The organism is uncultured Kluyvera sp., assembly GCF_902485085.1.
GTDB lineage: Bacteria > Pseudomonadota > Gammaproteobacteria > Enterobacterales > Enterobacteriaceae > Kluyvera > Kluyvera ascorbata.
Window position 1 is genome coordinate 15,573 of record NZ_CABTJS010000180.1, and the last position, 12,743, is coordinate 28,315.

Annotated in this window: 17 protein-coding genes; 8 read left to right on the forward strand and 9 right to left on the reverse strand. The window is 54.6% G+C overall.

Annotated elements, in window-relative coordinates:
- Nucleotides 1-20: 20 nt before the first annotated feature.
- The 7 genes from rpoN to RDN66_RS22575 are packed head-to-tail and all read right to left on the reverse strand — an operon-like array spanning nt 21 to nt 5,884.
- Complete coding sequence (gene rpoN, locus RDN66_RS22545) at nt 21-1,454, reverse strand: RNA polymerase factor sigma-54 (RefSeq protein WP_035891169.1); 1,434 nt, start codon at nt 1,452-1,454, stop codon at nt 21-23.
- A 45-nt stretch (nt 1,455-1,499) separates the two neighbouring features.
- Entirely contained in the window at nt 1,500-2,225 is a 726-nt protein-coding gene (gene lptB, locus RDN66_RS22550) for an LPS export ABC transporter ATP-binding protein (RefSeq protein WP_035891167.1), read from the reverse strand.
- Between the two features lie 6 nt (nt 2,226-2,231).
- Entirely contained in the window at nt 2,232-2,786 is a 555-nt protein-coding gene (gene lptA / locus RDN66_RS22555; RefSeq protein WP_035891165.1) for a lipopolysaccharide ABC transporter substrate-binding protein LptA, read from the reverse strand.
- The gene (gene lptC / locus RDN66_RS22560; RefSeq protein WP_035891163.1) at nt 2,755-3,330 is read right to left on the reverse strand and encodes an LPS export ABC transporter periplasmic protein LptC; all 576 of its coding nucleotides are present in this window, start codon (nt 3,328-3,330) and stop codon (nt 2,755-2,757) included. Before lptC ends, lptA begins: the two co-directional genes overlap by 32 nt.
- Nucleotides 3,327-3,893, reverse strand: coding sequence for a 3-deoxy-manno-octulosonate-8-phosphatase KdsC (gene kdsC, locus RDN66_RS22565; protein ID WP_035891161.1), 567 nt, complete (start codon nt 3,891-3,893; stop codon nt 3,327-3,329). The genes lptC and kdsC overlap by 4 nt, the downstream gene beginning before the upstream one ends.
- A gap of 15 nt (nt 3,894-3,908) precedes the next feature.
- Nucleotides 3,909-4,895, reverse strand: a complete 987-nt coding sequence (gene kdsD, locus RDN66_RS22570; protein WP_035891159.1) for an arabinose-5-phosphate isomerase KdsD — start codon at nt 4,893-4,895, stop codon at nt 3,909-3,911.
- Nucleotides 4,896-4,909: 14 nt separating this feature from the next.
- On the reverse strand, nt 4,910-5,884 hold the full coding sequence (locus tag RDN66_RS22575) for a calcium/sodium antiporter (RefSeq protein WP_202217107.1): 975 nt from the start codon (nt 5,882-5,884) through the stop codon (nt 4,910-4,912).
- Between the two features lie 188 nt (nt 5,885-6,072).
- On the opposite strand from RDN66_RS22575, the gene mlaF reads away from it, so the two are divergent.
- The 7 genes from mlaF to murA all read left to right on the forward strand — a co-directional run bounded on the left by mlaF (nt 6,073) and on the right by murA (nt 10,896).
- A complete protein-coding gene (gene mlaF / locus RDN66_RS22580; protein WP_035891154.1) occupies nt 6,073-6,885 on the forward strand; it encodes a phospholipid ABC transporter ATP-binding protein MlaF in 813 nt (270 codons plus the stop codon).
- A 7-nt stretch (nt 6,886-6,892) separates the two neighbouring features.
- A complete protein-coding gene (gene mlaE / locus RDN66_RS22585; RefSeq protein ID WP_035891153.1) occupies nt 6,893-7,675 on the forward strand; it encodes a lipid asymmetry maintenance ABC transporter permease subunit MlaE in 783 nt (260 codons plus the stop codon).
- A 4-nt stretch (nt 7,676-7,679) separates the two neighbouring features.
- Nucleotides 7,680-8,234 (forward strand): outer membrane lipid asymmetry maintenance protein MlaD, encoded by a 555-nt coding sequence (gene mlaD / locus RDN66_RS22590; RefSeq protein WP_123651666.1) that lies wholly within the window; start codon nt 7,680-7,682, stop codon nt 8,232-8,234.
- A gap of 18 nt (nt 8,235-8,252) precedes the next feature.
- A complete protein-coding gene (gene mlaC / locus RDN66_RS22595; protein ID WP_035891146.1) occupies nt 8,253-8,888 on the forward strand; it encodes a phospholipid-binding protein MlaC in 636 nt (211 codons plus the stop codon).
- Entirely contained in the window at nt 8,888-9,178 is a 291-nt protein-coding gene (mlaB, locus tag RDN66_RS22600; RefSeq protein ID WP_035891143.1) for a lipid asymmetry maintenance protein MlaB, read from the forward strand. The genes mlaC and mlaB overlap by 1 nt, the downstream gene beginning before the upstream one ends.
- A 138-nt stretch (nt 9,179-9,316) precedes the next feature.
- Nucleotides 9,317-9,571 carry a BolA family iron metabolism protein IbaG gene (ibaG, locus tag RDN66_RS22605; RefSeq protein ID WP_035891140.1) on the forward strand — a complete coding sequence of 85 codons (255 nt, stop codon included), beginning with the start codon at nt 9,317-9,319 and terminating at the stop codon, nt 9,569-9,571.
- Between the two features lie 65 nt (nt 9,572-9,636).
- The gene (gene murA, locus RDN66_RS22610; RefSeq protein WP_035891138.1) at nt 9,637-10,896 is read left to right on the forward strand and encodes a UDP-N-acetylglucosamine 1-carboxyvinyltransferase; all 1,260 of its coding nucleotides are present in this window, start codon (nt 9,637-9,639) and stop codon (nt 10,894-10,896) included.
- 54 nt (nt 10,897-10,950) lie between these two features.
- Here the strand turns inward: murA and sfsB are convergent, their stop codons facing one another.
- Together sfsB and ispB are read right to left on the reverse strand one after the other, a co-directional pair.
- A complete protein-coding gene (gene sfsB / locus RDN66_RS22615) occupies nt 10,951-11,223 on the reverse strand; it encodes a DNA-binding transcriptional regulator SfsB (protein ID WP_035891135.1) in 273 nt (90 codons plus the stop codon).
- Between the two features lie 194 nt (nt 11,224-11,417).
- The gene (gene ispB, locus RDN66_RS22620; RefSeq protein ID WP_035891132.1) at nt 11,418-12,389 is read right to left on the reverse strand and encodes an octaprenyl diphosphate synthase; all 972 of its coding nucleotides are present in this window, start codon (nt 12,387-12,389) and stop codon (nt 11,418-11,420) included.
- A gap of 256 nt (nt 12,390-12,645) precedes the next feature.
- Between ispB and RDN66_RS22625 the strand changes: the two genes are divergently transcribed.
- The coding region (locus RDN66_RS22625) for a bL21 family ribosomal protein (RefSeq protein WP_308538196.1) at nt 12,646-12,743 on the forward strand (98 nt) is incomplete at its 3' end.

Consider the following 12,743-nt stretch of genomic DNA (forward strand, 5'->3'; position numbering starts at 1 on the left):
TGTCTTCCTTATCAGTTGTGTCAGACCAGTTGTTTACGCTGGTTAGACGGCGGAATGGATAAAGACTCTCGGTACTTTGCAACGGTACGCCGTGCCACCATGATACCCTGTTCAGAGAGCATGGTGGTCAGTTTACTGTCGCTCAGTGGTTTTGCGGGGTTCTCCGCGGCAATTAATTTCTTAACCAGCGCGCGAATCGCCGTGGACGAAGCTTCGCCACCGCCCTCGGTGCTGACGTGACTGGAAAAGAAATACTTAAGCTCGAAAATGCCTCGTGGGCTATGCAAATACTTTTGCGTGGTAACACGCGAAATCGTGGACTCGTGCATTTCGACGGTCTGGGCGATGTCCGCCAGCACCATCGGTTTCATATACTCTTCGCCGAGATCGAAAAAGGCCTGCTGTTGCTCGACGATGCAGCGGCTTACCCGCAGTAGCGTATCATTACGGCTCTCAAGACTCTTAATCAGCCACTTCGCATCCTGCAGGTTGCTGCGGATAAACTGGCTGTCGGCGTCATTACGGGCGTTGTTACACATGCCCGCGTAGTGCTGGTTGATTTGCAGACGCGGGATGCTGTCGGCGTTCAATTCAACGGCCCAGCGGCCGTTCACCTTGCGCACCAGCACGTCAGGGATCACATACTCCGGCTCGCCGGTCTGGATCGATTGACCTGGGCGCGGATCCAATGATTGGATCAGATCCACCGCCTCTTTCAACACGTCTTCTTTCAGACGCGTGACGCGCATCAGCGAGCGGAAGTCATGATTAGCGAGCAGATCGAGATGATCGCTGATAATCAGGCGGGCTTCGTCGATGCGCGGCGTAGTAGGAGAGAACTGAGAGAGTTGGATCAGCAGGCAATCACGGAGATCTTTAGCGGCGACGCCGACCGGATCGAACCGTTGGATCCGTTTGAGCACGGCTTCCACTTCATCGAGACCAATCTCGTCATCGCCGATGCCTTCATGTATGTCTTCCACCGTGACGGTGAGATAGCCGGTATCGTCTACCGCGTCGACAATCGAGGTCGCAATGGCCCGGTCGGTATCGGTAAACGGCGTTAGCTCAACCTGCCACATCAGATAATCTTGCAGTGACTGGGTGGTTTCGCCCTGATACACCGGCAGTTCATCGTCCTGATAATCAGCCCCGGTTCCGGAAGGTGTTCCGGCGGTGTAGATTTCATCCCAGCTGGCGTCGAGCGGCAGCTCTTCGGGCATATCGGGCTTTTCCAGCGCGTCGACGCTGTCCAGCGTTTCGTTATCGACGGTTTCCTGGGTCTCAACTTCTTCGTGAAGATCGGTTTGCTCAAGCAGGGGGTTGCTCTCCAGCGCTTGCTGGAGTTCCTGCTGAAGTTCCAGCGTAGACAGTTGCAACAGACGGATTGCCTGCTGCAGCTGTGGCGTCATGGCAAGCTGTTGGCTGAGCCTTAATTGCAAACCTTGCTTCATGTTCAGAACGAATATCTCCCGCTAACGTCGTAAACCACTACCCTATCAGAGTCTGAAGTCTTCCCCAAGATACACGCGTTTAACATGTTCGTCTTGTAGGATCTCCTGCGGGGTGCCGTGGGCAATCAGGTGCCCCTGGCTGACGATATAGGCGCGTTCACATACGGCCAGTGTTTCACGTACGTTGTGGTCGGTGATAAGCACGCCAAGGCCGCTGTCACGGAGGTGTTCGATGATGCGTTTGATATCGATAACGGAGATCGGGTCAACGCCGGCAAACGGTTCATCCAGCAGGATAAATTTCGGGTTTGCCGCCAGCGCACGGGCGATTTCAACGCGGCGACGTTCACCGCCGGAAAGCGCCTGGCCCAGGCTATCGCGCAGATGCTCGATGTGAAACTCTTCCATCAGCTCTTTGGCGCGGTCTTCGCGCTGTTCGTTGCTCAGATCGTCACGGATCTGCAGCACCGCCATCAGGTTGTCATAGACGCTTAGACGACGGAAAATCGAGGCTTCCTGCGGCAGATAGCCAATGCCGCGACGCGCGCGCGCGTGCAGCGGCAGCAGGCTGATGTCTTCATCGTCGATGATGATATTGCCGGCATCGCGCGGCACGATCCCAACGACCATGTAGAAGGTGGTGGTTTTGCCCGCGCCGTTTGGCCCAAGCAGGCCCACAATCTCACCGGAATTCACGGTCAGACTGACATCTTCCACGACGCGGCGGCCTTTGTAGGCCTTTGCCAGATTTTTTGCAGTTAATGTCGCCATAACGAATTAGTTACTCTTCTTCTGTGCCGGAGCCTGGTCTTTGGATTTGTCCTGCAGCTGCGACGGAACCAGAACGGTGGTCACGCGTTTGCCTTTATCGCTAAACGCCTGCATTTTCTGCTCTTTGACCAGATAGGTGATCTTGTCGCCTTTGATGTTGCTATCCAGCTGCTCAAGGTAAGCATTGCCGGTCAGTACGACGAAGTCGTTCGCCAGCTCGTAATGCATTTTCGAGGCGCGGCCTTTTACCGGCTTGCCGTTGTCCTGCATCTGGTAGAAGGTGGCCGGGTTACCGTAGCCGTCGATGACTTCTTTACCTTTCTGGTCCGCTGGACGAGTCACGACGACCTTATCGGCATTGATTTTGATACTGCCCTGGGTCACCACGACGTTACCGGTGAAGGTGACGATGTTGCCCTGCATATCCAGCGACTGCTGATCGGATTCAATATGAATCGGCTGATTGGTATCGCCAGTAAGCGCCATGGCCGGCAGGCTGGCGGCCAGCAAAGAACCGGCAAGTGCCAGCTTAAGGCTGAGTTTGTTTGTTCTGAATTTCATAAGAGGTTCTAACCTTTTCAATCAACTCGGCGTTCTTGCTGCGTAAATTGCCGCGCATTTTCAGGCCGCTGGAATTAAATGTTGTTCCGTATAACGTCACCAGATCGTCAGAGGAAACATCCTGAGTCGTCAGGTTCACCTGGGCATTATCCGTCGTAATCTTACGCAGTTGTGCGTCTTCTGTCAGCGCGTTGATTTCAACGTGCCCATAGAGATAGAGCATGCGGTCGTTAGTCAGCTTGGCTTTATCGGCTTTAATCGACCAGGTTGGTACTTTATTTGCGTCAAAGGTGGTCAGGAACGGGTGGGTAAACCACGATATTGCCTGATCGGAAAAATACTCCACATGCTCGGCGGTTAACCGGTAGCTCAGTGCGCCTTCGGGGCTGTACACCACGGTATCGGTATGTTCGCTTTTATAGGTTGGATCGTTTGCGTTAATCACGACCTGGCTGCTGTCGTCTTTATCGGCAAGGTTCAGGCCGATCAGGACAAGCGCAACCAGCGATAGCACAATGATAACCCAACGTCTGGTTTTACTCATATCGATTGCCCTTTGGCTTCTTCCAGCTTCCCTTGCGCCATTAGCAGCAGGTCGCAGACTTCACGAACGGCTCCGCGGCCGCCTGCAATACGCGTCACATAGTCGGCGCGAGGCAGCAGCAGCGGGTGTGCATCCGCCACCGCTACGCTGAGGCCAATTTCCGCCATCACCGGCCAGTCAATCAGATCGTCGCCGACGTAGGCGACCTCTTCCGGCTGGAGGTTCAGCGTGGCGAGCAGTTCACGGTAGGCGATCAGTTTATCTGACTGCCCCTGGTAAAGATGGGTGATGCCAAGCGTCGCACATCGGTCTTCTAACAGTTTAGCTTTTCGCCCGGTAATTATCGCCACTTCGATATCTGAAGTGAGCGCACAGCGTACGCCATAGCCGTCGCGGACGTTAAACGCTTTGAGTTCTTCACCGCTGTTGCCCATGTAAATCAGGCCGTCAGAAAGCACCCCGTCGACGTCGAGGATAAGCAGACGGATTTTCTCCGCCTTCGCCATAAATTGTGGACTCACCGGGCCATAACAGGTGGCGACCGATGCGACAGCATTACTCATTCTTTATATCCTTGATTACACTACGCCTGCGCGCAGTAGGTCGTGCATATGTATCACACCTAGCAGATGGTCGCCATCGGCAACCAGCACGCAGGTGATATGACGGGATTGCATCAGGTTCAGCGCATCGACCGCCAGCATGCCGGGGCGAATACGAATGCCGCCCGGCGTCATGACGTCGGCAATGCCGAGGCTGCGCACATCGGCACCGGTATCGAAGATGCGTCGCAGGTCGCCGTCGGTGAAAATACCTTTGATCTGCATGTTGTCATCGCAAATGGCCGTCATACCCAGATTTTTACGGGTAATTTCCAGCAGGGCATCTCGTAGTGAGGCATCAACGCTGACGTGCGGTATCTCATCGCCAGTGTGCATAATATCGTTAACGCGCAGCAGAAGCTTGCGGCCTAATGCGCCACCGGGGTGGGAGAGCGCAAAATCTTCTGCGGTAAAGCCGCGCGCTTTCAGCAACGCAACGGCCAGCGCATCGCCCATTACCAGCGCTGCGGTGGTGCTGGACGTCGGAGCGAGCCCTAACGGGCAGGCTTCACGCGGGACTTTGACGCACAAATGAATATCCGCCGCGCGGCCCATGCTGCTGTCTGGTCGGCTGGTCATACAGATAAGCGGTACGCGCAGACGTTTTAATACCGGGATCAGCGCCAGAATTTCATTGGACTCGCCGGAGTTGGACAGGGCAATCACCACATCCTGGGGCGTTACCATGCCTAAATCGCCGTGTGCTGCCTCACCAGGGTGAACAAAAAAGGCAGAAGTCCCGGTGCTGGCGAAGGTGGCTGCCATCTTGCGGCCAATATGCCCGGATTTGCCCATTCCCATGACGACCACTTTGCCGGTGCAGTAGAAGATCTTCTCGCAGGCTTCGCTAAAGTCCTGATTAATGTATTGATCAAGCTGTTCCAGCCCTTCCCGTTCAATCGCCAGAACGTCTCTTCCTGCCTGCTGGAAGTCGAAATCTGACGGCAAATCTATTTGCGACATAATGTTATCCCAGTTCAATCGATGAAAAGCGGCGTGCCCCAGTAAAGCAGCACCAGCCATAACACAAACCCGCTGATTAACAGTAAACCGGCGACACGGCCAACCTGGCGTCGACGCCAGCAAAGCAGAGCGAAGACCACGCTGACCAGCATCATTACGCCATAGTCACGGGTAAACGCGAGGGGATTAAACGTTCCCGGCGCGATGAGGGCGGGGATCCCCAGTACGATAGCAATATTAAAGAAGTTCGAGCCGATAATGTTGCCGACGGCAATATCGTTTTCACCTTTACGCACGCCTGCGATAGCGGTTGCCAGCTCTGGCAGGCTGGTGCCCAGCGCGATAACCGTTAGTCCAATGGTCAGTTCGCTCATGGCGAAGTAGTTCGCCAGCACGGTAGCGTTATCGATGACCATTCTGGTCGCCATCGGCATGACAATCAGCGCGACGCCAAGCCATAAACAGGCGACGGGCAGAGAACCGTCGCGCGGCAGTTCGGATAACTGCTCCTGGGTAAATTTGTCGTTACCCTGACGTTCAGCGAGACGGGCTATTTTAATGATAAACAACAGCCATAATCCGGCCAGAATAAATAAAAAGACACCGTCAAACCAAGACAGTTCTCCATCATACAGAACATACCCAGCGACCAGGCTTACGACCAACATTAGCGGTAATTCGCGGCGCAGAATATCAGAATGCACGGTAAATGGGTGGAACAGGGCGGTGAGCCCAAGAATGAGCAGAATGTTGACGATATTAGAGCCGACGGCGGTGCCGATGGCCAGATCGACCTGCCCGTGCAGCGAGGCGGCCGCGGAGACGATGATTTCCGGCAGTGAGGTACCGATGCTGACAACGGTTATACCTATAATCAGGGGGGGGACACCTAAAGCACGGCACAGAATGGAGGCGGAATACACGAGGCGGTCGGCGCTGTAGACCACCAGAAGTAAACCAATAATTAACAGAGCCGTGGCTAAGAGCATCAAAAGTCCTTTATTCGGGTATAATCGCCGGTCCGCACGTCTGGACGTAACGAATTCCTAATTTTGACTTTATGCGCAGGAAAAGTAAAACAAATGCCAGATTTCGTTAACCAGAGCGGTTAGGATTCTGTAAGAATGCGGGGGCAAGCAGGAGTTTGCCCTACTTAAGGACCTGGAAAGGTAAGCCTATGAGCCAAAATATCGAGAATCTGGTCGAGGTGCGAGATGTCACGTTTTCGCGTGGCAATCGGGTCATCTTTGACAATATCTCGCTGTCGGTACCGCGCGGAAAAATTACCGCGATTATGGGGCCGTCGGGGATTGGCAAGACCACGCTGTTACGCCTGATTGGCGGGCAGATCCCCCCGGATAGCGGAGAGATCCTCTTTGACGGTGAGAACGTGCCGAAAATGTCGCGCTCTCGCCTGTATACCGTACGCAAGCGTATGAGCATGTTGTTTCAGTCCGGTGCGCTGTTCACCGACATGAACGTGTTTGATAACGTGGCGTATCCCATTCGTGAGCATACCCGCTTACCGGCGCCGCTGCTGAAAAGCACGGTAATGATGAAGCTGGAGGCCGTTGGCCTGCGCGGCGCTGCAACGCTGATGCCATCGGAACTCTCTGGCGGTATGGCCCGCCGCGCTGCGCTGGCGCGTGCTATTGCCCTGGAGCCAGATCTCATCATGTTCGACGAACCTTTCGTCGGCCAGGACCCGATTACCATGGGCGTGCTGGTGAAGCTGATTTCTGAACTCAACAGTGCGCTGGGTGTCACCTGTATTGTGGTTTCTCACGATGTGCCGGAAGTACTGAGCATTGCGGATTACGCTTATATCGTGGCGGACCAGAAAATTGTCGCTCACGGCAGCGCCTCTTCATTGCAGGAAAACAGCGATCCTCGAGTGCGTCAGTTCCTCGACGGTATTGCCGACGGTCCGGTGCCGTTCCGTTATCCTGCGGGCGACTATCGCCGCGATCTCATCGGCACAGGGAGTTAATCGACTTATGCTGTTAAATGCACTGGCAGCGCTTGGACATCGCGGGATCAAGACCGTCGCGACGTTTGGGCGAGCTGGATTAATGTTATTCAATGCCGTTATCGGCAAGCCGGAGTTCCGCAAACACGCGCCGCTGCTGGTGCGCCAGCTGTACAACGTCGGCGTGCTTTCTCTGGTTATCATCATCGTGTCGGGCGTGTTTATTGGCATGGTGCTGGGGCTGCAGGGTTACCTCGTGCTGACCACCTACAGCGCTGAGACCAGTCTCGGCATGCTGGTGGCGCTGTCGCTGCTGCGTGAACTGGGGCCGGTGGTTGCCGCGCTGCTGTTCGCCGGGCGCGCGGGTTCTGCGCTGACCGCGGAAATCGGCCTGATGCGCGCCACCGAGCAGCTCTCCAGCATGGAGATGATGGCGGTGGATCCGCTGCGCCGCGTTATCTCCCCTCGCTTGTGGGCTGGCGTCATTTCGCTGCCGCTACTGACCATTATCTTTGTGGCCGTCGGCATCTGGGGTGGTTCACTGGTTGGCGTAAGCTGGAAAGGTATTGATGCCGGGTTCTTCTGGTCGGCGATGCAAAATGCGGTGGACTGGCGTCTGGATCTGGTGAACTGCCTGATCAAGAGCGTTGTTTTCGCCATTACGGTGACATGGATTGCGTTATTTAACGGTTACGATGCGATCCCCACTTCTGCCGGAATTAGCCGGGCGACGACGCGCACCGTGGTGCACTCCTCGCTGGCGGTTCTTGGGCTGGACTTTGTGCTGACGGCACTGATGTTTGGGAATTGAGTGAATGCAAACGAAAAAGAGTGAAATCTGGGTCGGTATTTTTCTGTTGGTTGCCCTGCTGGCGGCGCTGTTTATCTGCCTGAAGGCGGCGGATGTTTCGTCAATGAAATCAGAACCAACCTACCGCATTTACGCCACCTTCGATAACATCGGCGGCCTGAAAAACCGTTCACCGGTGCGGATTGGCGGCGTAGTGATTGGCCGCGTCGCGGATATTGAACTGGATCCGAAAACGTACTTACCGCGCGTCGCTATCGACATCGAAGATCGCTATAACCACATCCCCGATACCAGTTCCCTGGCCATTCGTACTTCTGGCCTGCTTGGGGAACAGTATCTGGCGCTGAACGTCGGTTTTGAAGATCCCGATCTCGGAACGTCTATCCTTAAAGATGGCGGTACCATTCAGGACACCAAATCGGCGATGGTACTGGAAGACCTGATTGGCCAGTTCCTTTACAACAGTAAGGGCAGCGACAATCAGAATTCTGGCGATGCGCAGGGTTCTACAGAAGGACATACTGGTACGACGACGCCTGCTACTGGCGCGACGAATTAATCTCAGGAGATACTCGACATGTTTAAACGTTTACTGATGGTCGCCATGCTGGTGATTGCGCCGTTGACGGCAGCCACTGCGGCAGACCAAACCAACCCTTACAAGCTGATGAATGAAGCGGCGCAGAAGACGTTCGATCGCCTGAAGAATGAACAACCGAAGATTCGTTCTAACCCGAACTACCTGCGTGACGTGGTCGATCAGGAACTGCTGCCGTATGTTCAGGTAAAATATGCCGGTGCGCTGGTACTGGGCCGCTACTACAAAGATGCCACGCCCGCTCAGCGTGAAGCTTACTTCACCGCTTTCCGCGAATACCTGAAGCAGGCGTACGGTCAGGCGCTGGCGATGTACCACGGCCAGACCTACCAGATTGCGCCAGAACAGCCGCTGGGCGATGCGACCATCGTGCCTATTCGTGTGACCATCATCGATCCGAACGGCCGTCCTCCGGTGCGTCTTGACTTCCAGTGGCGTAAAAATACCCAGACGGGTAACTGGCAGGCATACGACATGATTGCGGAAGGGGTGAGCATGATCACCACCAAGCAGAACGAATGGAGCGACCTGCTGCGTACCAAAGGCATTGACGGCCTGACCGCACAGCTGAAATCTATTTCTGCACAGCCAATCACCCTGGATCAGAAAAAATAATGGCCGAACAGCTAAGCTGGAAGCGTGATGGCGAACGCCTGGCGCTGCACGGTGAACTGGATCAGGATTTTCTGGTATCCCTGTGGGATGCCAGAACCGAGGCTACGCAGGGAGTATCCATTATCGACCTCAGCGGCCTGAGCCGCGTCGATACGGCAGGCCTGGCCCTGCTGGTGCATCTGGTTGAACTTATCCGCGCGCAGGGTCGTACGCCGAGCCTGGAAGGGGTAAGCGAAAAAGTCGCGACCCTGAAAAGCTTATACAACCTGCCAGAAGGCATGATCCCCTAACAGTTTCAGCACGTTACTGTTGTGGTTTCTGATAAAGCCCCATCAATCTCAACGATGGGGCTTTTTGCTTGTTTAAGACCGCGCCACTTTCCTCTAAGATGTGGGGCTTGTTTTCACTCTCAAATGAAATGCGAACCTATGGAAAATAATGAAATTCAGACCGTGCTGATGAATGCACTCTCCCTTCAGGAAGTTCTCGTTTCTGGCGATGGCAGCCACTTCCAGGTTATTGCCGTGGGTGAGATGTTTGATGGCATGAGCCGCGTCAAGAAGCAGCAGACTATCTATGGCCCGCTGATGGAATACCTTGCGGATAACCGCATCCATGCCCTGTCGATCAAAGCGTATACCCCGCAAGAGTGGGCACGCGATCGCAAACTTAACGGTTTTTGAGCCAGGGGAAAAGTGCGTGCACTTTTCCGGTGGCGAACGTGAATACTTAACAGAGATTAGATTTGATGGATAAATTTCGTGTGCAGGGGCCAACCCGCCTTCAGGGCGAGGTCACCATTAGCGGTGCAAAAAACGCTGCCCTGCCGATTCTTTTTGCCGCGCTGTTGGCAGAAGACCCGGTAGAGATCCAGAACGTACCGAAGCTGAAAGACGTTGATACTTCCATGAAGCTGCTGACGCAGCTGGGTGCCAAAGTTGAACGTAACGGCTCGGTCTGGATTGACGCTGGCCCGGTCAATGTTTTCTGTGCGCCGTACGAGCTGGTGAAAACCATGCGTGCGTCTATCTGGGCGCTGGGGCCGCTGGTGGCTCGCTTTGGTCAAGGACAGGTTTCTCTGCCGGGCGGCTGCACCATCGGTGCGCGCCCGGTTGACCTGCACATCTCTGGCCTTGAGCAACTGGGCGCAGAAATTAAGCTGGAAGAAGGTTACGTCAAAGCGTCCGTCAACGGTCGTTTAAAAGGCGCGCATATCGTCATGGACATGGTCAGCGTTGGCGCGACCGTTACCATCATGACGGCCGCGACGCTGGCGGAAGGCACCACCATCATCGAAAACGCCGCGCGTGAACCGGAAATCGTCGATACGGCGAACTTCCTCAACGCGATGGGCGCGAAGGTGACGGGGCAGGGTACCGACCGTATTACCATCGAAGGCGTGAAGCGTCTGGGCGGCGGCGTATACCGCGTTCTGCCAGACCGTATCGAAACCGGCACCTTCCTGGTGGCTGCGGCTATCTCCGGCGGCAAAATTGTCTGCCGTAACGCACAGCCTGATACGCTGGATGCTGTACTGGCTAAGCTGCGTGAAGCCGGTGCTGACGTTGAAGTGGGCGAAGACTGGATTAGCCTCGACATGCACGGCAAGCGCCCGAAAGCGGTGAACGTGCGTACAGCTCCACACCCGGCGTTCCCGACGGACATGCAGGCGCAGTTCACGTTGCTGAACATGGTCGCGGAAGGTACAGGGGTTATCACTGAGACGGTCTTTGAAAACCGCTTTATGCACATTCCTGAACTTATTCGTATGGGCGCGCGTGCGGAAATCGAAAGCAACACCGCGATTTGCCACGGCGTTGAGCAGCTTTCCGGTGCCCAGGTAATGGCGACTGACCTGCGAGCTTCTGCGAGCCTCGTGCTGGCGGGTTGCATCGCTCAGGGCACGACGATCGTTGACCGTATCTACCACATCGATCGTGGTTATGAGCGCATTGAAGATAAACTGCGTGGTTTAGGCGCGAATATCGAGCGTATCAAGGGCGAGTAATCGCTGCCGTGAATAAAGCGCCCGCTATTGATGGTGGGCGCTTCTCTCCCTCTGCTATTTTTCCTGCTTACCGCTGCGAATAGCCTGTGTTCTATCGATAAACGCATGGGTTATTGGATCGTGATAACGTGACGGCCAAATCACCCAGGGTTCAGTCCCTAGGGCTTTTGCTACGATCATCTCTCCTTTCGGCCATGGACGAGAAAGGACGTTAGCTAACGTCGATGAGCTAAGTCCGTTTTTGCGTGACTCTGCAGCCATCGATGTGCCTCTCTTTCGTAAACCCGCGATGATGTCTGCGGGATGCCAGTCGCTAAACCTCTCCATACTTCCTCCCTGAAAGCCGTCGTTAACTCGTTACGCTAAGTGAGGAATATACTGTATCTCTCTTTTTTATAAGTTCATAAAGAGTTCGAGTAAGTTTCTTTAAATTAGGAAAACATCAAATTTCTGGTAAAAAAAAGCGCCTTCAGGCGCTTTCAGGAATGTACCCGCACGGTTGCAGGTAGGGCATTCTGGGGCTATCGGTCGCGTTGAACGGCGATATGGGCGAGGCCGATAAGCGCATCGCGCCATGGTGTATCTGGCAGAGAAGCCAGAGAAGCAATCGCCTTATCGGCTTCTTCTTCGGCACGCTGGCGCGTCCATTCCAGAGAACCACAGGCGGCCATTGCATCCAGTACGGGCTCCAGGAGATGGCGACCGTTACCTTGTTCGATAGCACCGCGAATGAGCTGAGCCTGTTCTGGCGTGCCGTTACGCATGGCGTGCAGCAGCGGTAGGGTCGGCTTACCTTCGTTGAGATCGTCGCCTACGTTTTTACCCAGCGTCTCTCCGTCGGCGCTGTAGTCGAGCAGGTCATCAATCAGCTGGAAAGCGGTGCCGAGATAGCGGCCATAGTCCTGCAGCCCTTTCTCTTGCTCAGACGTACAACCCGCCAGCAAACCAGAACATTGCGCCGCCGCTTCAAACAGACGCGCCGTTTTGCTGTAGATAACGCGCATATAGTTCTCTTCGGTGATGTCCGGATCGTTGACGTTCATCAACTGAAGGACTTCGCCTTCGGCAATGACGTTAACGGCTTCTGACATCACTTCCAGCACCTTCAGTGAACCGAGGCTGGTCATCATCTGGAATGCACGCGTATAGATAAAGTCGCCAACCAGTACGCTGGCCGCGTTACCAAAGGCTGCATTGGCCGTTGCTTTGCCGCGGCGCATATCGGACTCATCGACAACATCATCATGCAGCAGCGTCGCGGTATGAATAAATTCGATTAGCGCGGCGATAGTGACGTGGGCGTTTCCCTGATAGCCAACGGCGCGGGCGGCCAGGACGGCGATCATTGGACGAATCCGTTTTCCGCCGCCGCTGACGATATAATAGCCAAGCTGGTTGATCAATTGGACGTCCGAGTTGAGCTGCTCAAGAATCGTCGCATTGACACCCGCCATATCCTGCGCGGTTAACTCATTGATTTTTTGTAAATTCATCGCAAAAGCCGGGCTTAATGTCCTGTTTACCACTTATCCATACGGGATAACGAAGGTTTTACGTTAGAGTTGTACCTACGATTGTACTGAAAAAACGGCTCAGATAAACGTTGCCGTGCAGGTTGTATTTTTTTTCTGCATCTATTGATGCTAGCACTTGTCAAAGGCTCGCGTTTTGCGTAATATTCGCGCCCTATTGTGAATATTTATAGCGCACTCTGAATCACACGAAGAGGTGCGCGGAAGCGGAGTTTATATGTACGCGGTTTTCCAAAGTGGTGGTAAACAACACCGAGTAAGCGAAGGTCAGACCGTTCGCCTGGAAAAGCTGGACATCGCAACTGGCGAATCTGT